Raw genomic sequence first — 20,244 nt, 5'->3', positions numbered from 1 at the left:
TTTCGCAGTTCCTGTCCGCTCCAGCGTGACACCGTGTGCGGACGTCCGCCCGTCGTCCGTGGCGCGCAGGTCACGTCCAGGGGATCTCCGTGGAGGCCAGGTAGGAGAGCCCGCGGTCGTTCCAGAGCCCGCCGTGCCGGGCGACGCGGTCGCGGTGGGCCTCCCAGTCCGGGGTCCGGCCGGTCCACGCGGTGTGGGCGACGGACGGCAGGCGCGGCAGCAGCAGGGTGGTCAGGTCGTCGAGTCCCTGGATCGACTCGCCGAAAACCGTCGCCTCGATCCCGGCGACGCGCTCCTCGGGAATCCCGTACTCGGCGGGGTCCCAGGCGGCGGTGTGCCGCACCCCGCGGGGCCGGTAGGTCGGGAAGCCCAGGCGGGCGGCGTCCTCGGCCTGGGCCGGCGGGGCGACGTCCGGCGGGTAGCGGCGGTCCAGGTAGAGGTGGGACTGCGGGGAGAGCAGGACGCGGCCGCCGCCGTCCAGGATCCGTGCGAGATCCGCGTCGGTCGGCGCGAAGAACCCCTTGAGGGCCCGGACGAGGGCCGGGGTGTAGCCGGCCGCCAGCAGTTCGGGACGACGGTCGAGTTCCTCCTGTGTGTCGGGCAGGTCCATCATCGGCACGTCCACCCAGAACTGTGCGATGTCGTCCGTGGTCACCCCGGCGCGTGCGCCCTCCTGCCAGGACAGCGGACGCTTACCGGCCGCCCGTACCACGGCGCGCAGTTCGCGTACGGCCAGGACGAAGCTGTCCGCGGTCATGCCGACCGCCTCGTCTCCGCCGATGTGCACGAAGGGGCCGTCGGTCAGCTCGCACACCTCGGTGAGGACGGAGGCCACCAGGTCCCGGGTCGCGGGGTCGGCCAGGTCGAGTGGCGGCACGTACGGGAAGCGGCCCTTCAGCCCCTGCGGCGCGGGCGCGGCGGGCAGGCCGGGCACCGCCTCGCGCAGGGCGGCGCAGTGGCCGGGCAGGTCGATCTCGGGGACGACCGTGACGAAGCGCTCGGCCGCGTAGGCCTGCAGGTCGCGGTAGTCGTCGGCGGTGTAGTACGGGCGCGGGAGGGCGTCCGGTCCGCGCGTGGTGGCCGCGGCGGGCAGCGGCAGGCGCCAGCCCTCGTTGTCGGTCAGATGCAGGTGCAGGACGTTCAGCTTGTACAGGGCCGCCAGGTCGATGACCCGGCGCAGTTCGGCGGGCGTGAGATAGCCGCGCGCCGAGTCGACCATCAGGCCGCGCCACGCGTAGTGCGGTGCGTCCGTCAGCTCCCCGCAGAGAAGGGGGCCGGTGGTCGCGGCCATCGCCTGGAGCGCCGTGGTGGCCGCGCGGAACGCACCTTCGGGTGTGGCGGCCCGGCAGCTGATGCCGTGTGCGGTGACCGTGACGCGGTACGACTCGTCACCCGGTTCCGCGGCGCCGGGCGGCGAGATGCCGACGGGTGCCCGGTGCGGAACCGAAGCGGCGGCGTCGAGGACGAGTTCGAGGGTGGCGGCGGTCCCGAGTGCGTCCGGTGGCAGCAGGCGGTCGCCGAGGTGAGGGGCGAGGAGCGCACGGACGGTCCCGGCGACCGGTGCGAGGCGATGGTCGGTGGTGGTGACGCGCCACGGTCCGGCGGGGTCCAGTGTCCCTCCGGTGGCGGCCTCCGTCCGGTTCGCGAGGGCCGGAATGACGACGTCCATGGTTCTCCTCCACGCGGCTCGTGCGGTTGGCGGCGCCGTGCTCGGCCAGGCGCGGTGTTCGGGCCGGGACGCCGTGGGCGCCGGCTCCGGGGGCCGCGGCCTCGTCAGGTGGGCGCGGGCCCCGGGCGGCGGGCCGTTCCGGAAGGGGGGCGGCCGGCGCGCCTTCCTGCCGGAGCGGCTCCGCCTGTACGCTAACACGAAAACCGATCAATGAACGCTTTTCACGGAGCCCCGCCCCGACCTCGTCCGGGCCGGGATCCGAGGCGAAAGGAGCCCCGCATGACACCCCCGACCGGGCCCGGTCTCGTGCTGCCGCACGGTTTCCTCATGGGAGCCTCCACCTCCGCCCACCAGGTCGAGGGGAACAACGTCTCCAGTGACTGGTGGGCGTGGGAGAACCGGCCGGACAGCTTCGTCGCCGAGCCGAGCGGCGACGCGGCCGACAGCTTCCACCGCTGGCCGCAGGACATGGACCTGCTGAGTGAACTCGGTTTCAACGCCTACCGTTTCGGGATCGAATGGGCACGTGTGGAGCCCGAGCGCGGCCGGATCTCGCGTGCCGCCGTCGCCCACTACCGGGACATGGTGCGCGGAGCCCTGGCACGCGGGCTGACGCCGGTGGTGACGCTGCACCACTTCACCTCGCCGCGGTGGTTCAGCGAACTCGGCGGCTGGTCCGCGCCCGAGTCGGCCGAGCTGTTCGCGGCCTACGCGGGCGTGGCCGCCGACATCCTCTCGGCGGGCGTCCGCCACGTGGTCACGATCAACGAGCCCAACATGGTCGCGTTGATGCACACGGTGGTGCGCGACACCGCCCGCAGCCGGACCCGCGGCGGCAACCGCACGGGCGCGGCCGCCCTCGACCCCGGCTCCGTGGAACCGGACGCCGACGTGACCCGGGCGCTGATCCGGGCCCACCGGGCGGCCTTCGGCGTGCTCAAGGAAGCCGACCCCGCTCTCCGGGTGGGCTGGACCGTCGCCAACCAGGTCTACCAGGCCGAGCCGGGCGCCGAGGAGGTCGCCGCCGCCTACGCCGGGCCGCGCGAGGACGTGTTCCTGGAGGCCGCCCGCGAGGACGACTGGGTCGGCGTACAGGCGTACACGCGGCACCTGATCGGTCCGGACGGACCGCTGCCCGTGCCGCAGGGCGCCGAGACCACGCTGACCGGCTGGGAGTTCTACCCGGAGGCGCTGGGAGAGGCCGTACGGCACACCGCCGCCGTGGTCGGACCGGACGTGCCCATCCTGGTCACCGAGAACGGCATCGCCACCGACGACGACGCCCTGCGCATCTCGTACACCGGCAGGGCCCTGGCCGGCCTGGCCGCCGCTCTGCGCGACGGCGTGGACGTACGTGGCTACCTGCACTGGAGCGCCCTGGACAACTACGAATGGGGCTCCTACCGGCCGACGTTCGGCCTCATCGCGGTCGATCCGCACTCCTTCGCCCGCCGTCCCAAGGAGTCGGCCCGCTGGCTGGGCTCCGTGGCCCGTTCCGGGCGCCTGCCGGAGGCGCCCGGCGCCTCGGCGGCCGGCGTCGCGCACGCGGGTTAGGCTGGCCGGCATGGCGAAACGCGGCCCGTACGAGAAGGGCGAGGCGAAGCGCGGCGAGATCCTGCACGCGGCTCTGGAGATCTTCGCTGCCGAGGGGTACCGGGGGACCTCGCTGCGGAAGGTGGCCGCCCAGTGCAATCTCAGCCTGCCCGGGCTGATGCACTACTTCGACTCCAAGGAGGACCTCCTCACACAGGTCCTGCGCATGCGCGACGAGACCGCCCGGGTACGGCAGGACGAGCGCACCAGCCCCGAGAGTTACCGGGAGATCATCAGGGAGGGTGCCAGGACCCCTGGTCTGGTGGAGCTGTTCGTGTCCATGGCGGCGGCCGCCAGTGACACCGGGCATCCCGCGCACGCGCACTTCGCCGAGCGCTACCCGGTGCTGCGGGAACGGGTGGCGACGTACGTGCGCGAGCGCATGGACGAGGGGCGCATGAGCACCGTCGTCCCGCCCGAGCGGCTGGCGGTACTGCTGCTGGCGGTGGCCGACGGCATCCAGTTGCAGTGGCTCATCGACCGGTCCACGGACATGGAACAGCCCATCGACGACATCATGCGACTGCTGGCCCCGGACCGGGAGGCCTGACCGGGAGGGGGACCCTCAGCCCCCTTCCGGCGGTCGCGGGCCGCCCCGGCCGCCGTCCGGCGCCACGACACCGGGGCCCCCTCCTCGCCCCCCGGCCGCACGGCCGGTGGTGCGGGTGGGTCCGGGCAGGCGGACGCGGGGCCGGATGACCGGGCCGCGAGGCACGACCAGGCCGAAGCCGGGGAGGCCTCAACCTGAGATCCGTGCGGCACGCCTCAGGGCGGGCCGGTCCCGGCCGCTTCCCGGACCGCCGCGGTCCACGGCGTCCAGCGCGGATCGGGACCCGCGGACGGGTCCCAGGCCATGGCGGTGCAGACGTAGCCGACCGCCAAGCCGCTCTCCGGGTCCGCCATGCCCAGCCGGCCACCCGCTCCGGCATGGCCGAAGGAGCCCTCGCCGAGCAGGGGTGAGCCAGGTCGGGGCAGCTCGAAACCGAGGCCGAAGCGGGACCGGTCCGGTCCGTCGAACCGGCGCAGCGGTCCCGGTGGCGGCAGGTGGTCGGTCTGCGGGGCGCGGGCTCGCTCCACCGCTGCGGCGGACAGCAGCCGCACGCCGCCGACCTCGCCGAGGAGGGCGGCGTACAGGCGGGACAGCGACCGCGCGTCGCCGATGCCGCCGGCGGCGGGAAACTCGTGCGCGCGGCCCCGGGACGAGTCGAAGGCCTCGACGAACGAGGCCAGTTCACCGGCCGAGGCGCGCAGCACGGCGGCCAGCCGGTCGCCGGGTGCGAGGCCGAGGCGGCCGACCGCCGCGGCGATCTGTTCGGCGCCGGGCGCAGGCCGTACGGCGGTCTGCGGCACGAACCGGTGCTCCGCCGACCGGGGCAGGTCCATCCACAGGTCCAGCCGCAGCGGCCCGGCCACTTCCCGGGCGAAGAACGCCCCGACGCTCGTGCCCGTCACGCGGCGGACCACCTCTCCCAGCAGGTGGCCGTAGGTGAGGGCGTGGTAGAGGAACGCCGTGCCGGGCTCCCAGAGCGGCCGCATGGACGCGAGGGCGCGGACGCGGCCGACGTGGTCCAGGAGGCCGGGCAGGCCGACGCCGGCCGGGTCGTCGGTGAAGGCAGGCAGCCCCGAGCGGTGGGCGAGCAGGTCGGCCACCGTCGTCTCCGCCTTGCCGGCCGCGGCGAACTCCGGCCAGTGGCGGGCGACGGGTGCCTCCAGGTCCAGCAGGCCGCGTTCGGCGAGCAGATGGACACAGACGGCCGTCATGCCCTTGGTGGCGGACATCAGCACGGTGACCCAGTCCGGCCCGGTGGGCGGGACGGTCGCCGCGCCCTCGGTCCACAGGTCGACGACCGGTCGGCCCCGGTGGTGCACGGCCAGTTGCGCGGCGCCCGGATCGTCCGCCTGTCCCTGAGCAAAGGCCTCGCGTACGGCCTCCCAGCCCGGCCGCACTCGGCCGCGCACCACCACGCCCGCGGTCACCGTGGCGTGCGGCGGAGCGCGCCGCCGGTGGTTGCGCGGGACGGCGCGGCGCAGGGTGCGGCCGCGGGCGCCGGGGCGGCGGCGATCGAGGATGCGGGAGACGCGGACCCGGACACGGAGGCTTCGGTCATGGCTCCTGGCGCGCAGGGAACGGCCATGGACATGAAGGAGGTTGCCACGTCCCCGGGCCCATCGGCGTCCGTCCCGGCCTCGGGGACGCAGGCGACGGCCACGAGCACGGAAGTCGCCACCACGCTCCCGGCCTCGGGCGCGCAGGCGCCGGCCGCGTACCCGGAAGTGGCCGTCACGACCCCTCGGGCGCGGCGGCAGCCGTCGCGGCCCGGGACTCGGAGGCAGCGGCATCGCCCCCGGTCGTGCCGTCGTCCGGCACGCCCTCCGGTGCGGAGCCCTCCCGCACGGACGCGGTGGTCCGGGTGGCTCTCGCGTCGGCGACTTCGGCGGTCAACTCCCCCACCGCGTCCGGCGAAACCGGACTCTGCGGGAACTCCGAGATCACCTCGAGCGGCATGCCGGCGAGGAACCGCCGCAACACCGGGTCCTCCAGGGCCCCGGACCCGGGCGCGGCCGCGCGGGCACGGGCGAACCGCTCCGCGAGCAGCGGCCCCCCCACCGGGTGCCGCAGCCATTCCGCGAGCGTGTTGCGCCCGGTCAGCCGCAGCCGCGAGGGGTCCCCGTCGAGGGTGATCCCCACCGACAGCCGCACGTCCCTCGAGGATGCTGCCGCCTCGATGCGGTGCACACCGCCCTCGACCCGCCAGCCGCCCTCGCGTTCGCTGTAGTGGGCCAGGTCGGCCCGTGCCAGCTCCACCACCACCTCGCGGCTCTCACCGGGGTCGAGCGACACCGAGGCGAAGGCCCGCAGTTCCCTCGGCGCCCGGGCCACCTCGGAGTCGACCGGCGCCGCGCTGTAGAACTGGACCACCTCTCGGCCCGCCCGCTCCCCGGTGTTGGTGACGGTCACCGCGACGTCGAACGCCGTGCCGTCCTCCCGCGAATCCACGCGCAGGCCGGAGTAGGCGAAGCTGGTGTAGGACAGCCCGTGGCCGAACGGGAAGGCGACCTCGCGGCGGGCGGCGTCGTAGCCGCGGTATCCGACGAACACGCCCTCGCCGTACCGGACCCGGCCCTCCTCGCCGGGGAAGGACAGGTGGCTCGGGCAGTCCTCCAGGCGCAGCGGCAGCGTCTCGGCCAGCTTGCCGGAGGGGTTGACCGCGCCGAACAGCACCCGGGCGAGGGCGCCTCCGCCGGCCTGGCCGAGCAACCAGCCCTCGACGACGGCGGGAACCGTGTCGTGCCAGGGCGCGGTGCGCACCGCTCCGCCGTTGGACAGCACCACGCACACCCGGTCGTTGACCGCGCGGACTCGTTCCAGCAGGCGTACCTGGTCGGCGGGGAGGTCGATGTGGGTGCGGTCGAACCCCTCGGACTCGTCCTGTGCCGAGAGGCCGAGGAAGACCACCACCGAGTCGCTCCCGGCGGCGAGCCGCACCGCCTCGTCCTCCGCGGCCGGAGCAGGTCCGGCGACGTCGGCACCGGCGAGGGCGTAGCCCGCGGCGAACTCCACCTGAGCGCCGTCGGCGAGCCGCCGCAGACAGTCGAGCGGTGTGTCGAGGCGGGTGGGTGTCACCTGGGAGCTGCCCGCGCCCTGGTAACGGGGGGTGCGGGCCAGTTCACCGATGACGGCCACGCTGCCGGCGGCCGGATCGAGGGGCAGCAGTCCCGTGTCGTTCTTGAGGAGGACCACGCACCGGTCCGCGGCCTCACCGGCCAGGCGGTGGTGTTCCTCCACGGAGAACCGGTCCCCGCTGCGGGCGCTGCCCGTCGCGCGCCGGGCGAAGCGGGCAAGACGCTCGACCGCGGTGTCGAGCACCGCCTCGTCGAGGTGCCCGTCGGTCACCGCGGCGACGACCTCCCGGTCGGTGCGCCCACCAGTGCCCGGCATCTGGAGGTCGAGGCCGGCGCGCAGCGCGGCGACCCGGTCGCGCACCGCACCCCAGTCGGACATGACGATGCCGTCGAAGCCCCATTCCGTGCGCAGGATGTCGGTGAGCAACCGTGTGTTCTCCGACAGCGGGACGCCGTTGAGCGCGTTGTAGGAGGCCATGACGGACCACGGTCGGTCGCGGCGGACGATGCGTTCGAACGCGCGCAGGTATATCTCGCGCAGCGGGCGCTCGTCGACGTCGGCGCTGACCCGCATGCGGTCCGTCTCCTGGTTGTTGGCCGCGTAGTGCTTGAGGGCGGCGCCGACGCCCGCCTCCTGCAGGCCGCGGACCATGGCGCCGCCGAGTTCGGCGGTCAGCAGGGGGTCCTCCGAGAAGTACTCGAAGTTGCGCCCGCACAGCGGCGACCGCTTGATGTTGATCCCGGGGCCGAGCACGACGTGCACTCCGTGGGCGGAGGCCTCGGCGGCGATCGCGCCGGCGACACGCCGCGTCAGTCCGGGGTCCCAGCCACTGCCCAGGGCCACGGCCGGCGGGAAGCAGGTGGCGGGTGCGGCGCTGTGCAGGTCGAGCTGGCCGCCGTCGCCGCTCTCCTTCGGCAACCGCAGGCCGTGCGGGCCGTCGGACAGCGTGACGGCGGGGACACCGGCAGCAGCGAGGCCGGTCGTGACGAAGTCACCCGCACCGCTGGTCAGCGAGGCCTTGTCGGGCAGCGGAAGGGACGGCGTCGACGGGGTCTGCTGGGTCATACGCGCACCTGTTCGGCTCTGGTGAGGCTGGTGAGTACGGCGGGGTCACGGCGGGGTGAAAGACCTGGCCGGATAGCTGAAACTTCAAAAACCGTACGATGATCGGTTTTCACTGTCAAGAACCCTCCACCCGGCGGCAGACGCCCCTGTGGACCCTGCCACCCCATCTCGGTGCACCCTATTGACTACCAGAAACCGATCACCGTACGGTTTTCGCACTCTCACCCATCGCCGAAACGAGGAACCGCCATGCCTCCCTCAAGCCGGCCCTCCGCCGCGCCACCCGGAAGACGCGCGCGGCGGCGCGCGGTCACCGTCGCCGCGGCCCTCGCCTCCCTGATCAGCGCCGCCACGGCCGCCTCCGCGACCCCTGACCCCGGGCCCGCGCCGACCGCCGCGGAGGTGCGCTACGTCGCCCTCGGCGACTCCTTCAGCTCCGGGCCGGGCATTCCCGAACAGACCGACCCGGGCTGCGGACGTTCGTCGGCCAACTACGCCACCCTGGTCGCCGGGGCGGTGCAGGCCGCGTCCTTCACCGACGTGACCTGCGCGGGTGCCGACACCAGTCACATGACGGGCCCTCAGGACACCGTGCCACCACAGCTCGACGCCCTGCGCCCCGACACCACCCTGGTGACGCTCGGCATCGGCGGCAACGACCTCGACCTGCCCGGCGTCATCACCCGCTGCGTGCTCCTCGGGTACCTCGCACCACAGGGCGCGCCGTGCAAGCGGAGCTACACGCTGTTCGGCACCGACGAGATCGCCGCCCGCATCGACGCCACGGCACCGCGTGTGGGAGCCGTCCTCGACGAGATCCGCGTCCGCTCCCCGCACGCCCGCATCCTCGTGGTCGGATACCCGACGATCTTCCCCGACGACGGCACGGCCTGCCGGGCGACGGTCGCGCTCGCCGAAGGCGACTTCCCCTGGCTGCGCGACATGACGAAGCACCTCGACGCCATGCTCGCCGCGCAGGCCGGGCTCGACGGCGCCACCTACGTCGACGCCTACGGCCCCTCCGTCGGGCACGACGTGTGCCGACCGGTCGGGGTCCGCTGGATCGAGCCCGAGGACACCGCGGCCGCGGCCGGATTCCACCCCAACGCCGACGGGCACCGGAGTACGGCCGATGCGGTGCTCGCCGCCCTCACGCGCTGACGCCGGCCGCGGGCGCGCCGCCGTCCGGGTCGAGACCGAGCCGGACCAGGTAGTCACGCACCAGGTCCTCCATCGCCACCGCCTCGGGCTCCAGCAGCCACTGTGTCTGCAGCCCGTCCATCAGCGCCAGCAACTGCCGGGCGACGACGGCTGGATCGACGGCGGCCGGCGGGCCGGACGCCGTCCACAGGGCCTCGACGAGGACGGTCAGCTCCTCCCGCAGGACGCGGTACCGCTCCCTGAAGTAGTGGTGGGCGGGGTGCCCGGGGTCCGTGGCCTCGGCGGAGAGCTTCGTGTACAGCGCGACCAGACCCGGAGTCGAACTGTTCCGGGCGACCACCCCGAGCAGCATGCGCAGCCGCTCCGCCGGCGACGGCTCGGGGGCGCCCGGGTGGGTGATTCCGGGGAAGACCGACTGCGCGTCCAGCCGGTCCCGGTGGCTCAGCACCGCGGTCAGCAGGGACTCCTTGCCGGAGAAGTGGTGCAGCACGCCGGCATGGGTCAGCCCCGCGTGCGCGGCGATGTCCCGCAGCGAGACGGCGTTGAAGCCGGAACGGGAGAACAACTCGGCCGCGGAGTCCAGGATGCGCGCCCGCGTCCGCTCTCCCTTGGAGAGGCGACGCGGGGCGCCCGGGGGTCGTGCGCTCACTTCTGCGGTCTCCTGCCGTCGACGCCGTCGGACCGCGGGGCCGCGCTCTCGGCGCCGCGTGACGGTCCCCGGAAGTTACCAGCAGGCCGACCGCACCGCGAGAAAACCTACCAAGTGGTCAGTTCTGCGGCTAAGCTCACCGCCCATCTCGTCCGGGACGCCTTTCCCGGCTCTCCACACGGAGCGAAAACCATGTCCAGAACCACCCGAACCGGGGCCCTCGCCGCCTGCCTGGCGGCCTCTCTCGGCCTCGCGGGATGCACCGACGCCGGCACCACGGGCGCCGGCACGTCGACGCTGAACATCGCGACCATGACGTTTCCGCAGAGCCTCGATCCGGCCCAGGCGGTCGGCAGCGCCCTGCCGTTCTTCCAGGCGACCTACGACACCCTCGTCAAGCGTGAGCCCGACGGCGAGTTCCGCCCCATGCTCGCCACCGCGTGGGAGTACAACGCGGACCGCACCGAGCTCGGTCTCACCCTGCGCAAGGACGCGAAGTTCGCGGACGGCACCGCTTTCGACGCGACCGCGGTCAAGGCCAACATGGAGCGCTTCAAGGAGGGCGGCGGCGCGGACGCCAAGTGGCTGAAGGACCTGGAGTCGGTCGCGGTCGAGGACGCCACGCACGTGACGCTCAGACTGAAGCAGCCCAACCCCGCCATGCTCTTCTACCTGAGCGACGCGGCCGGCCTCATGGCCAACCCGTCGGCCTTCGACCGGGGCGACGGTCTCAAGACGACTCCGGACGGGACCGGTCCCTACCGCCTGGACAAGGCGAAGACCACGGTCGGCACCAAGTGGGTGTACCAGCGCAACCCCGACTACTGGGGCGAGCCGCTTCCCTACGAGACGCTGACGATGAGTTTCTTCGACAACGAGACGGCCATCGTCAACGGCCTGAAGACCGGTCAGGTGAACGCGGCCCTCCTGCAGAGCGCCGACCAGCAGATCAGCATCGAGTCCGACCCCCGGATGAAGACGACCGAGCAGGAGTTCGACTTCCAGGGCCTGCTGCTCTTCGACCGGGGCGGGAAGCTGACCCCCGCGCTGAAGGACGCCCGCGTCCGCCAGGCCCTCAACCTCGCCATCGACCGGAAGACGATGCTCGAGGCGATCCGCCAGAACCGCGGCGAGACCACCTCCCAGGTCTTCGGCCCTGACACGCACGGGTACGACCGGAAGCTGGACACGTACTACCCCCATGACCCTGACAGGGCCAGGAACCTGTTGCGGGCCGCGGGCCACGCCGACGGCTTCACGCTGAAGCTCCCCCGCATCGCCGCCATCGTCAACGACGCGCTCGCCGCTTCGCTGGCCGCCGACCTCGAGGCCGTCGGGGTGAAACTGGTCTGGGACGACCTCGACGGAGCCTCGGCGGTCCAGAAGGTGTTCACCGACCGCGCCTACTCCGGGATGGTCATGAACATGGGACAGTCCTCGTCGGACTGGGTCGTGGTCGACGAACTGGTCAACCCGGGGGCCTTCAACATGTTCGGCACCTCCGACGCCACCGTGCGCGAGCTGGTCCCCCGCGTCCAGTCCGGCACGGCCGAGCAGGCCGGGGCGGCGGTACGGGCGCTGGGCGAGCACCTGGTGAAGGAGGCGTGGTTCGTGCCCTTCTACCGGATGACGTACCTGCACGTCTCGGACGGCTCGGTGACCGTCCGCCCGCAGTCCGGCATGGCCGTCCCGTCGATCTACAACTACTCCCCCACCAAGTGACCCGTGCCGGGGCCGGACCGGGCGGCCGCCGCCCGCGCCGGCCCCGGCGGTCCGTCACGGATACCGAGTGCCATGCTGACCTTCGTCGCCCGCCGGATCGCGTCCGGCGCCCTGCTCCTGGCCGTCATCTCCCTCCTTACCTACGTATTGCTGTCGATCCCCGACACCGACGTCGGCAGGCAACTCCTCGGCCAGGGCGCCGACCAGGCCGCCGTCGACGCCAAGAACGCCTCCCTCGGCCTGGACCGGCCGGTGTGGGAGCAGTACGCCGACTGGCTGGCCCACGCCGTCCGCGGCGACCTCGGGACCTCCTGGTTCACCAGCGAGGACGTCACACAGGCGGTGCTCGGCAGGCTGCCGGTCACCGCCAGCCTGATGATCGGCGTCACCCTGGTCACCACGGTGGTGTCGTTCCTGCTCGGCGTCTGGGCGGGCGTCCGGCGCGGGGTGGTCGACCGTGTGGTGCAGGTGCTGGGCGTCGTGGGCTACGCGCTCCCCGGCTTCCTCGTCACCCTCGTCCTGGTGCTGGTCTTCGCGGTCGAGCTGAACTGGTTCCCGGCCATCGGCTACATCCCGTTCACCGACTCGCCCGGCGGCTGGCTCTCCACGATCACGCTCCCGGTGCTGGCCCTGTCGGTGGCCTCCGTGGCCGGCGTCTCCCAACAGGTGCGCGGGGCGGTGATCGACGTCCTGCGCCAGGACTACGTGCGTACCCTGCGCGCCCGTGGTCTGCCCCCCTCCCGGATCGTCTTCCGGCACGTGCTGCGCAACGCCGGCGCGCCCGCGCTGTCCGTACTCGGCATGCAGTTCGTGGGGCTGCTCGGCGGCGCGGTCGTAGTGGAACAGATCTTCGGGCTGCCCGGCATCGGCAGCATGACCGTCACCTACACCACCCGCGGCGACATCCCCGTGATCATGGCACTGGTCATGCTCACCGTGGTCGGCGTCGTCCTGGTCAACCTCCTGGTCGACATCATGGTCGGCTGGCTCAACCCCAAGGCGAGGGCCGCATGAGCGAGAACCTTCCGGCCGACCCGCCCGTCCCGGCCCGTGCGAACCGCCCCGGCACCGGGGCTCCCGCCGCCGACGGTCCCGCGGCGTCCTCCTCGCGCGTACTGCGGCGGCTGTTGCGCAACCCGCTCGGCGCCGGGTCGGCGGCCGTGCTCGTCCTCCTCGTCCTCGCGGTGCTCCTGGCGCCCTGGCTGGCCCCGCAGGACCCCACGGCCGCCTCGCTCGGCCAGGCCTTCGCCGACCCCGGCGGCGCGCATCCGCTGGGAACGGACTCGGCGGGCCGCGACATCCTCTCGCGCATCCTGTACGGCGGGCGCAACACCCTGGGCGGTGCGCTGATCGCCCTCGGCATCGCCCTGGCCCTCGGCGTGCCCGCCGGCCTCTACGCGGGCTACCGCGGCGGCCGGTTCGACTCCGCCGCCAACTGGACGGTGGACCTCGTCATGGCACTGCCGGCGATGGTGGTGCTGCTCGCCTCCCGTGCCATCCTCGGCCCCCAGGTGTGGGCCCTGATGGTCGTGCTGGGCGTGCTCGCGGCCCCGAGCTTCTACCGCCTCGTACGGGGCATCGTCGCGGGTGTGCGCAAGGAGTTGTACATCGACGCGGCCAAGGTCTCCGGGCTCTCCGACGCCCGCATCGTGGCCCGGCACGTCCTGATCGTGGTGCGCGGCCCGGTCATCATCCAGGTCGCGCTCGTCGCCGGCGTCGCGATCGGACTCCAGGCGGGTCTGGAGTTCCTCGGCGTGGGCAGCGGTTCCGCGGCCACCTGGGGCGCGATGCTCAACGAGGCCTTCCAGAACATCCAGCGCGCGCCTTGGCTCATGCTGTGGCCGGGCCTCGCCCTCGGGCTGACCAACGGCGCCCTCGTCCTGCTCGCGTCGGCCCTGCGCGACGGGCTGGAGGAGCGCACCGGCCGGTCACAGGCAGCCCCTCCACGCACCGCGCGACGCGGCCGCGCCGTGCCGGCGGCGGACGCGCGACGTCACCGAGCCGCGGGCGACGCGGACGACTCCGGCACCGCTGACGAGGCGGGCGAGCGGGCCGGGCTGCTGTCGGTACGCGGACTCAGCGTCGCCTACACACAGGCGGACGGCACCGACAAAGAGGTCGTCCACAGGGTCGACCTCGATGTCCGCGCCGGGGAGATCGTCGGGCTCGTCGGCGAGTCCGGCTCCGGCAAGACCCAGACGGCCTTCGCCATGCTGGGCATCCTGCCCGACGGCGGACGGATCGGCGCCGGCAGCGTTCTGGTCGGGGGACGTGAGGTGGTCGGACTGCCCGAACGCGAGCACCGCGCACTGCGGGGCCGCACCGTGGCCTACGTCCCGCAGGAGCCGATGAGCAACCTCGACCCCGCCTTCACCATCGGCAGCCAGCTCACGGAGCCCATGCGTCACATCCTCGGACTCTCCCGCCGGGAGGCGACCCGGCGCGCCGTCGAGCTGCTGCGCCTGGTGGAGATCGCGCACCCGGAACGCACCCTGCGCCTCCACCCGCACGAGATCTCCGGTGGCATGGCCCAGCGGGTCCTCATCGCTGGCGCCATGTCGTGCGACCCCGAGCTTCTCATCGCCGACGAACCGACCACCGCGCTCGACGTGCGGGTCCAGGCGGAGATCCTCGCCCTGCTGCGCAGACTCCAGCGGGACCGGGGCCTCGGCGTCCTGCTGGTCACCCACGACCTCGGAGTGGTCGCGGACCTGTGCGACCGCGTCGCCGTCATGAACGGCGGCCGGATCGTGGAGACCGGCACCGCCGAACAGGTCCTGCACTCCCCCGAGGACCCCTACACCCGGACCCTGCTCGACGCCGTCCTCGACGAGGCTCCGGCGCGGGACCCCTGGCAGCCGCGCGAGGCGAGGAGCACCACCGTATGACCGCCGTCGACGTCACCGAGACCGACCCCTCCGTCGGCCCGGAGGCCCTCCTCCAGGTGCGGGACCTGCGGGTCTCCTTCCCCAGGCGGAACCGGCGCGCCGCGCGCGCCGAGGTGCTCAGGGGCGTGTCCCTGGATGTACGGCCGGGCGAGACCCTCGGCCTCGTCGGGGAGTCCGGGTCGGGCAAGACCACCATCGGCCGGGCCGTGCTCGGCCTGGTGGCGGTGGGTTCCGGCACGATCGCCTTCGCCGGGGAGCCCATCCACCGGGCGGGCCGAGCCCGCCGCCGCGCACTGAGCCGGGACCTCCAGGTCGTCTTCCAGGACCCCTACAGCTCCCTGAACCCCTCGCTCACCGTCGGGGCCATCCTCGCCGAGCCCCTGGTGGCGCACGGGGCGAGGCCCCAGGAGGCCCGGGAGAGGGTCCGCGGTCTGCTCGACCGCGTCCAGCTGCCCGGTGACGCAGTCCACCGGCTGCCCCGGGAGTTCTCCGGGGGCCAGCGGCAGCGGATCGCCATCGCCCGGGCACTGGCGCTGCGCCCCCGCCTCGTCATCTGCGACGAGCCGGTCTCCGCACTCGACCTGACCACCCAGCGGGCGGTGCTGGACCTGCTGCTGGACATCCAGGAGGAGACAGGGACGGCGTACCTCTTCGTGACGCACGACCTGTCGGTGGTGCGGTTCATGAGCCACCGGGTGGCGGTGATCCACCGTGGCGAGATCGTGGAGACCGGCGACGCCGCCGCTGTCACCGGGACGCCACGGCATGCCTACACCCGGGCGCTGATGCTGGCCGCCCCCGTGGCGGACGTCGCCGCGCAACGGCGGCGCAGGGAGGCGGCGGAGGGCGCCAGGGCATGAGCGGCCGGCACCGGGCGGCCAGGGGCCCGGTGCGCATTCGGCCGCGGCGTCGCTCGGCTCAGACGAGTTCGGGCTGCGGTGCCGCGGGCGTGGCCCCGGGGCGGGGCGCCGGCACGGCCCGCGCGTCCCACCGCCCGGTGGTCCGCACGTAGCCGAGGATCACCGAGGCCGTCACCAGGACGAGCAGCGGTCCGGCCAGCCAGGGCCGGGCGGCCATCTCCCCGGGCAGGAAGCGGTACGACACCAGGAGCGCGGTGAAGACCACCGCGCCGTAGGTGACGAGCCGGGTGCCCGAGCGGTCCCAGCCCCGGGCGAGCGAGCGCATCGCCGCCTCCACGGTGAGGGCGAAGACCACTCCGGCGAGGAGGTCCACGCCGTAGTGGTAGCCGAAGCCCAGCGTCGCCGCGAGGGTGGCGACCAGCCAGAAGGTGCCCGCGTACCGCATCGGCCGGGAGCCGTCGCGGGAGTGGATGAAGAGCGTGGTGGCCCAGGCCGTGTGCAGGCTGGGCATGCAGTTGCGCGGGGTGACGGCGTCGAAGGGCATCGCGTGCGGGACGCCGAGGGCCGGCGGCGTGTTCGGCCACACGTCGGCCAGCGCCCACTGGCCGCCGTCGGCGCCGAAGGCGTAGACCGGGCCGACGACCGGGAAGACCATGTAGACGGCCGGGCCGAGGAGGCCGATGACCAGGAAGGTCCGCACCAGGTGGTGGGCGGGGAAGCGGCGCTCGGTGCCCACGTGGCGCAGCTGGTGGAGCCCGACGAGGGCCGCCGCCAGCGGGAGTTGTCCGTAGACGAGTCCCAGGGTGTGGACGCCGACCGGTCCGGTGGCGTCGAGGAGGCGGCCGACCAGCCAGGAGGGGTCGCCCAGCGCGCGATCGGCGGTGGCCAGGTACTGGTCGAGCACCAGCGGGCGGGTCCTCGACGTGATGAGCAGCCAGGTGTCCCCCGTCTTGTGGCCCGCGACCAGCAGCAGGCCCAGTCCGGCGCCCTTGAGGAGCAGCGCCCGTTCCCGGCCGACCCGGCGGGTGACGGCGACGACCGCGCAGCCCAGGACCACCCAGAGCGCGCCGTTGCCGAAGTTCGTCTCGGCGCCGACGGCCCACCGCACCAGCCAGAACGCGAGGTCGATGCCGATCGCGGCGCCGGCCGCGACGGCCCGTTGCCGCCAGGTGAGCACCACCATCGTCAACGCCAGACCGGCGTACAGCAGCGGCCCCGAGTGCGGGGCGAGGATCACCTCGCGCGCCTGAGCGGTGAGCGGCCCCGGGTGCCCGAGGTGTCGGGCGGCGCATTCCAGCGCCAGGAGGGACGCGAGGACCGCGACCCCTGCCGCCGCCAACAGCCTCGTCCGCGGCTCACGCGGGACGGCGCGGGGGAGGCCGCGGCGCGGCGCGGGGATGCGCGTGGGTGTCTTCTTCACTTGTCTGGGCCATTTGCTCGTTACCGGACACAAGATCACACGTCACGGGGGCGGACATGCGATTTCGAACATGCTAACGGTGCGGTGGGACCGGTCCCGCCCCTGGTCGGAGCCATGGACAGCCGCCGACCCGCTGTGATGTGATCCGTCCGGCGGAACGGCCCCCTCCGTCCTCCCGTCCCCCCACGCCCGAAAGTCCCGTTCACATGCAGAAGACCAAGGCCGCCCTCTGGGAATTCCTCCAGGGGCTCGGCAAGACGTTCATGCTCCCCGTGGCCCTGCTCGCGTTCTGCGGCATCATGCTGGGCATCGGCTCCTCCCTGTCCAGCGAGGCCGTCACTGACAACGTTGCCTTCCTCAGGGGCGAGGGCTGGCACCTCGTCTTCACCTGGATGGCCAACACCGGTCTGGTCGCCTTCACGTTCCTGCCCGTGCTCTTCGCGATGGCGATTCCGCTCGGTCTGGCCCGCGAGGACAAGGGGGTCGCCGCCTTCTCCGGTTTCGTCGGCTTCGCCGCCATGAACCTCGCGGTGAACTTCTACCTCACCGCCGAGGGCGTCGACTTCGAGGACGAGAAGGCGATCGAGCACTACGGCATCGCCGACGTGCTGGGCGTGCAGTCCATCGACACGGGTCTGCTGGGCGCCGTGGCCGTTGGCATCGTTGTCAGCCTGCTGCACCGGCGGTTCCGCACGCAGCGGATGCCGGACGCCCTGGCCTTCTTCGGCGGGCTGCGCTTCGTCCCGATCGTGTCGGCGCTGGTCCTGAGCGTGCTCGGCCTGCTGATCCCGCTGGTCTGGCCGACCTTCAACGGCTGGATCACCGCCGTCGGACGAGGCATCGGCCACACCGGGGTGTTCGGTCCGTTCTTCTTCGGCATGGGCGAGGTGCTGCTGCGGCCGATCGGCCTGCACCACATCCTCGTCGCCATGTTCCGCTTCACGGACGTCGGCGGTTCGGGAGCCGTGTGCGGGGACCATGTCTCCGGCGCGCTGAACATGTTCTACGCCCACCTGGACTGCTCGGCCGCGCCGAACGCCGCCGTCACCGACGCGACGCACTTCCTCTCCCAGGGCAAGATGGCCGCCTATCTGGGCGGCCTACCGGGCGCGGCACTGGCGATGTACCACTGCGCGAACCGGCGGATGCGCCCGGAGATCAAGGCCCTGCTGGTGTCCGGTGTGGTGGCCTGCGTGGTGGGCGGCATCACGGAGCCGCTGGAGTTCCTCTTCCTCTTCGTCGCGCCGTGGCTGTACGCCCTCCACGCGGTCCTCGTGGGCCTCGGCTTCCTCACCGCGGCCGTGCTCGGCGTGTTCATCGGGAACACCGACGGCAACGTCATCGACTGGCTCGTCTTCGGTGTCCTCCAGGGCTCCTCGACCAAGTGGTACCTGATCCCCGTGATCGCGGCGGTGTGGTTCGCCGTGTACTACTTCCTCTTCCGCTGGGCCATCACCCGCTTCGACCTGAAGACCCCGGGCCGCGACGAGGCGCCGGCCGAGGACGGCCGGGAGCAGGACGGGGAGGGCGGCGGGCCCGCCGGCGCGGTCGGTCCCGCGGGTGACCCCGGCGCGGCCGGGGGCGCCGCGGCGGAACCGGAACGCGTCCTGGTCGCGGGGAAGTACGACGCCGTCGCCATCCTCGACGCGATCGGAGGCGCCGACAACATCCGCTCCCTGGACAACTGCATCACGCGTCTGCGGATGACGGTCGGGGACGCCGGTCTGGTGGACGAGGCGCGGCTGAAGCGCCTGGGTGCGGTGGGGGTCGTCAAGCTCGACGACCACAACGTCCAGGTCGTCATCGGCCCCCAGGTCCAGTCGGTGAAGGACGCCATCGCCTCGATGATCCCGGTGGGATGACCATGGCCCCCTCCCCCGTCCCCTCCGCCGGACCTGCCCGCGACGCCTCGCCGGCGTCCTACGACTTCGACACCCCGGTCGACCGGCACGGCACCTGGTGCACCCAGTGGGACTACGTCCAGGACCGCTTCGGCGTGCCGGACCTGCTGCCGTTCACGATCTCCGACATGGACTTCGAGACCGCCCCGGAGATCCTGGCGGCGCTCCGCGGCCGTCTGGACCACGGGGTCCTGGGCTACTCGCGGTGGCGCCAGGACGACTTCCTCTCCGCCGTCGTGCACTGGTACGCGACACGGCACGCCACGGAGGTCGACCCCGAGTCGATCGTCTACGCGCCCTCCGTCGTCTACCAGGTCGCGCGACTCCTGCGGCTGTGGTCGCGGCCCGGTGACGGCGTGGTCGTCCACACCCCCATGTACGACGCGTTCCCCAAGACGGTTGCGGCGGCGGGACGGCGGCTCCGGGAGTGTCCGCTCGACGACTGGGCGGAGTTGGAGCGGCTCCTGGCGCTCCCCGACACGGCCGTGCTGCTGCTGTGCTCACCGCACAACCCGACGGGCAGGGTCTGGTCCGCCGACGAGCTGGACCGGATGGCCCGGTGGTGCGCACGGTACGACGTGGCGGTCATCAGCGACGAGATCCACTCCGACCTGGCGTACGCCCCGCACGTCCACCGTCCCTGGGTACGGCACGGCGGCGAGGGGCGGTGGGCCGTGCTCACCTCGGCCTCGAAGTCGTTCAACGTGCCCGCGCTGACCGGGAGCTACGGCATCATCGGCGATCCCGCGTCGCGCGACGCCTTCCTCCGGCAGCTCAAGGAGGCGGACGGCCTGTCCTCCCCCGCCGTGCTCTCGCTGGTCGGGCACATCGCCGCGTACCGGGAGGGTGCGGCCTGGCTGGACGCCCTGCGCGCGTACCTCGCGGGCAACCTCGCGATGGTCGCCGCCCGGCTGCGCGAGGAGTTCGGGCAGCTCGGCTGGGAGCCGCCGCAGGCCGGTTACCTGGCCTGGATCGACCTGCGGCCCCTCGGCGTCGACGACGACGCGTTGCAGCGTGACCTCGTGGAGGTGGAGAAGGTGGCCGTCATGCCCGGCGCCGCCTACGGCGCTCCGGGACGGGTGCGGCTCAACGTCGGCTGCCCCCGGTCCAAGGCACGGACGGGCGTCGAGGCCCTGGTGCGCGCGCTGCGCCGGCTCACGGCGGCGGGGCCGCACGCCGCCCCCGCCGCGGACCGGCGTCCGGTCATGCCGCCTGGATGAGTTCGGCCCGGCCGAAGAGGATGCCGTAGCCGGACGGGAGCTGGGCGATGACGCGGTCGAGCAGGTCGGGACCGGCGAGGCGGGCGACCACGCCGAGGACGGAGCCGACGTCCCAGCGCGTCGTGGCGAGGGAACCGCCGGTACGGTCGGCGAGGTCCCTGACGAAACCCCAGCCGGTCATCGGTTCGGCCACGGGTGCCTGCGCCGCGAAGATCCGCGCGGCCTCCCGGGGCAGCCGGGCCGCCAGCTCGACGCGCTCCTCGCCGGTGACCCGGCGGCCGAGGGCGGCCAGTACGGCGGACACGACCTCCTCGGCCCGCTCGCGCGTGGCGTAGGCGCCGTGGTAGCGGACCTGCTCCAGCATCCGGACGTACGGCGTGTCCGGTTCGGCCGTGACCGTGGCCGCCGCCGGGACCCGGGCCGTCAGGGACTGCATCGGTGAGGGATCCTTCCTCGTTCGTGGTGGAGGCT

At 73.2% G+C, this 20,244-nt stretch carries 15 protein-coding genes; 9 read left to right on the top strand and 6 right to left on the bottom strand.

The window, feature by feature from the left end:
• Positions 1-70 precede the first annotated feature (70 nt).
• Positions 71-1,669 (bottom strand): family 20 glycosylhydrolase, encoded by a 1,599-nt coding sequence (locus tag AC07FV_RS08980; RefSeq protein WP_479085731.1) that lies wholly within the window; start codon positions 1,667-1,669, stop codon positions 71-73.
• Positions 1,670-1,948: 279 nt separating this feature from the next.
• Between AC07FV_RS08980 and AC07FV_RS08975 the strand changes: the two genes are divergently transcribed.
• Positions 1,949-3,223 carry a glycoside hydrolase family 1 protein gene (locus AC07FV_RS08975; RefSeq protein WP_479085730.1) on the top strand — a complete coding sequence of 425 codons (1,275 nt, stop codon included), beginning with the start codon at positions 1,949-1,951 and terminating at the stop codon, positions 3,221-3,223.
• A 10-nt stretch (positions 3,224-3,233) separates the two neighbouring features.
• Positions 3,234-3,812, top strand: coding sequence for a TetR/AcrR family transcriptional regulator (locus tag AC07FV_RS08970; RefSeq protein WP_479085728.1), 579 nt, complete (start codon positions 3,234-3,236; stop codon positions 3,810-3,812).
• A gap of 215 nt (positions 3,813-4,027) precedes the next feature.
• Here AC07FV_RS08970 and AC07FV_RS08965 read toward each other — a convergent pair whose 3' ends face one another.
• Together AC07FV_RS08965 and AC07FV_RS08960 are read right to left on the bottom strand one after the other, a co-directional pair.
• Positions 4,028-5,239 (bottom strand): serine hydrolase domain-containing protein, encoded by a 1,212-nt coding sequence (locus AC07FV_RS08965; protein WP_479085727.1) that lies wholly within the window; start codon positions 5,237-5,239, stop codon positions 4,028-4,030.
• A 304-nt stretch (positions 5,240-5,543) separates the two neighbouring features.
• Positions 5,544-7,952 carry a glycoside hydrolase family 3 C-terminal domain-containing protein gene (locus AC07FV_RS08960; RefSeq protein ID WP_479085726.1) on the bottom strand — a complete coding sequence of 803 codons (2,409 nt, stop codon included), beginning with the start codon at positions 7,950-7,952 and terminating at the stop codon, positions 5,544-5,546.
• A gap of 249 nt (positions 7,953-8,201) precedes the next feature.
• Between AC07FV_RS08960 and AC07FV_RS08955 the strand changes: the two genes are divergently transcribed.
• The gene (locus AC07FV_RS08955; RefSeq protein WP_479085725.1) at positions 8,202-9,113 is read left to right on the top strand and encodes an SGNH/GDSL hydrolase family protein; all 912 of its coding nucleotides are present in this window, start codon (positions 8,202-8,204) and stop codon (positions 9,111-9,113) included.
• Here AC07FV_RS08955 and AC07FV_RS08950 read toward each other — a convergent pair.
• Complete coding sequence (locus tag AC07FV_RS08950) at positions 9,103-9,762, bottom strand: TetR/AcrR family transcriptional regulator (RefSeq protein WP_479085724.1); 660 nt, start codon at positions 9,760-9,762, stop codon at positions 9,103-9,105. The genes AC07FV_RS08955 and AC07FV_RS08950 overlap by 11 nt on opposite strands.
• A 192-nt stretch (positions 9,763-9,954) precedes the next feature.
• Between AC07FV_RS08950 and AC07FV_RS08945 the strand changes: the two genes are divergently transcribed.
• The 4 genes from AC07FV_RS08945 to AC07FV_RS08930 all read left to right on the top strand — a co-directional run bounded on the left by AC07FV_RS08945 (position 9,955) and on the right by AC07FV_RS08930 (position 15,232).
• Positions 9,955-11,484, top strand: a complete 1,530-nt coding sequence (locus AC07FV_RS08945; protein WP_479085722.1) for an ABC transporter substrate-binding protein — start codon at positions 9,955-9,957, stop codon at positions 11,482-11,484.
• A 72-nt stretch (positions 11,485-11,556) separates the two neighbouring features.
• Positions 11,557-12,498 (top strand): ABC transporter permease, encoded by a 942-nt coding sequence (locus tag AC07FV_RS08940; protein ID WP_366766876.1) that lies wholly within the window; start codon positions 11,557-11,559, stop codon positions 12,496-12,498.
• The gene (locus tag AC07FV_RS08935) at positions 12,495-14,372 is read left to right on the top strand and encodes a dipeptide/oligopeptide/nickel ABC transporter permease/ATP-binding protein (protein ID WP_479085719.1); all 1,878 of its coding nucleotides are present in this window, start codon (positions 12,495-12,497) and stop codon (positions 14,370-14,372) included. Before AC07FV_RS08940 ends, AC07FV_RS08935 begins: the two co-directional genes overlap by 4 nt.
• Positions 14,369-15,232, top strand: coding sequence for an ATP-binding cassette domain-containing protein (locus AC07FV_RS08930; protein WP_479085717.1), 864 nt, complete (start codon positions 14,369-14,371; stop codon positions 15,230-15,232). The genes AC07FV_RS08935 and AC07FV_RS08930 overlap by 4 nt, the downstream gene beginning before the upstream one ends.
• A 58-nt stretch (positions 15,233-15,290) precedes the next feature.
• On the opposite strand, the gene AC07FV_RS08925 is transcribed toward AC07FV_RS08930, so the two are convergent.
• The gene (locus AC07FV_RS08925; RefSeq protein ID WP_479085715.1) at positions 15,291-16,652 is read right to left on the bottom strand and encodes a DUF5933 domain-containing protein; all 1,362 of its coding nucleotides are present in this window, start codon (positions 16,650-16,652) and stop codon (positions 15,291-15,293) included.
• Positions 16,653-16,858: 206 nt separating this feature from the next.
• Between AC07FV_RS08925 and malX the strand changes: the two genes are divergently transcribed.
• Positions 16,859-18,514, top strand: coding sequence for a maltose/glucose-specific PTS transporter subunit IIBC (malX, locus tag AC07FV_RS08920; protein ID WP_479085713.1), 1,656 nt, complete (start codon positions 16,859-16,861; stop codon positions 18,512-18,514).
• Positions 18,511-19,773: a MalY/PatB family protein gene (locus AC07FV_RS08915; RefSeq protein WP_479085712.1), complete on the top strand. Its 1,263-nt coding sequence runs from the start codon at positions 18,511-18,513 to the stop codon at positions 19,771-19,773. The genes malX and AC07FV_RS08915 overlap by 4 nt, the downstream gene beginning before the upstream one ends.
• Here AC07FV_RS08915 and AC07FV_RS08910 read toward each other — a convergent pair.
• Positions 19,757-20,209, bottom strand: coding sequence for a DUF2267 domain-containing protein (locus AC07FV_RS08910; RefSeq protein WP_479085711.1), 453 nt, complete (start codon positions 20,207-20,209; stop codon positions 19,757-19,759). The two genes, AC07FV_RS08915 and AC07FV_RS08910, sit on opposite strands and share 17 nt — an antisense overlap.
• Positions 20,210-20,244: the final 35 nt, after the last annotated feature.

It is taken from the genome of Streptomyces sp. NPDC045956 (assembly GCF_056430705.1).
Note: the sequence above shows the minus strand (reverse complement) of the source record. Positions and strands in the feature narration are given on the sequence as shown.

Coding starts and splice junctions, on each gene's coding strand:
- AC07FV_RS08980 (WP_479085731.1), bottom strand. CDS start 1,669: ATGGACGTCGTCATTCCGGCCCTCGCGAACCGGACGGAGGCCGCCACC.
- AC07FV_RS08975 (WP_479085730.1), top strand. CDS start 1,949: ATGACACCCCCGACCGGGCCCGGTCTCGTGCTGCCGCACGGTTTCCTC.
- AC07FV_RS08970 (WP_479085728.1), top strand. CDS start 3,234: ATGGCGAAACGCGGCCCGTACGAGAAGGGCGAGGCGAAGCGCGGCGAG.
- AC07FV_RS08960 (WP_479085726.1), bottom strand. CDS start 7,952: ATGACCCAGCAGACCCCGTCGACGCCGTCCCTTCCGCTGCCCGACAAG.
- AC07FV_RS08955 (WP_479085725.1), top strand. CDS start 8,202: ATGCCTCCCTCAAGCCGGCCCTCCGCCGCGCCACCCGGAAGACGCGCG.
- AC07FV_RS08945 (WP_479085722.1), top strand. CDS start 9,955: ATGTCCAGAACCACCCGAACCGGGGCCCTCGCCGCCTGCCTGGCGGCC.
- AC07FV_RS08940 (WP_366766876.1), top strand. CDS start 11,557: ATGCTGACCTTCGTCGCCCGCCGGATCGCGTCCGGCGCCCTGCTCCTG.
- AC07FV_RS08935 (WP_479085719.1), top strand. CDS start 12,495: ATGAGCGAGAACCTTCCGGCCGACCCGCCCGTCCCGGCCCGTGCGAAC.
- AC07FV_RS08930 (WP_479085717.1), top strand. CDS start 14,369: ATGACCGCCGTCGACGTCACCGAGACCGACCCCTCCGTCGGCCCGGAG.
- malX (WP_479085713.1), top strand. CDS start 16,859: ATGCAGAAGACCAAGGCCGCCCTCTGGGAATTCCTCCAGGGGCTCGGC.
- AC07FV_RS08915 (WP_479085712.1), top strand. CDS start 18,511: ATGACCATGGCCCCCTCCCCCGTCCCCTCCGCCGGACCTGCCCGCGAC.
- AC07FV_RS08910 (WP_479085711.1), bottom strand. CDS start 20,209: ATGCAGTCCCTGACGGCCCGGGTCCCGGCGGCGGCCACGGTCACGGCC.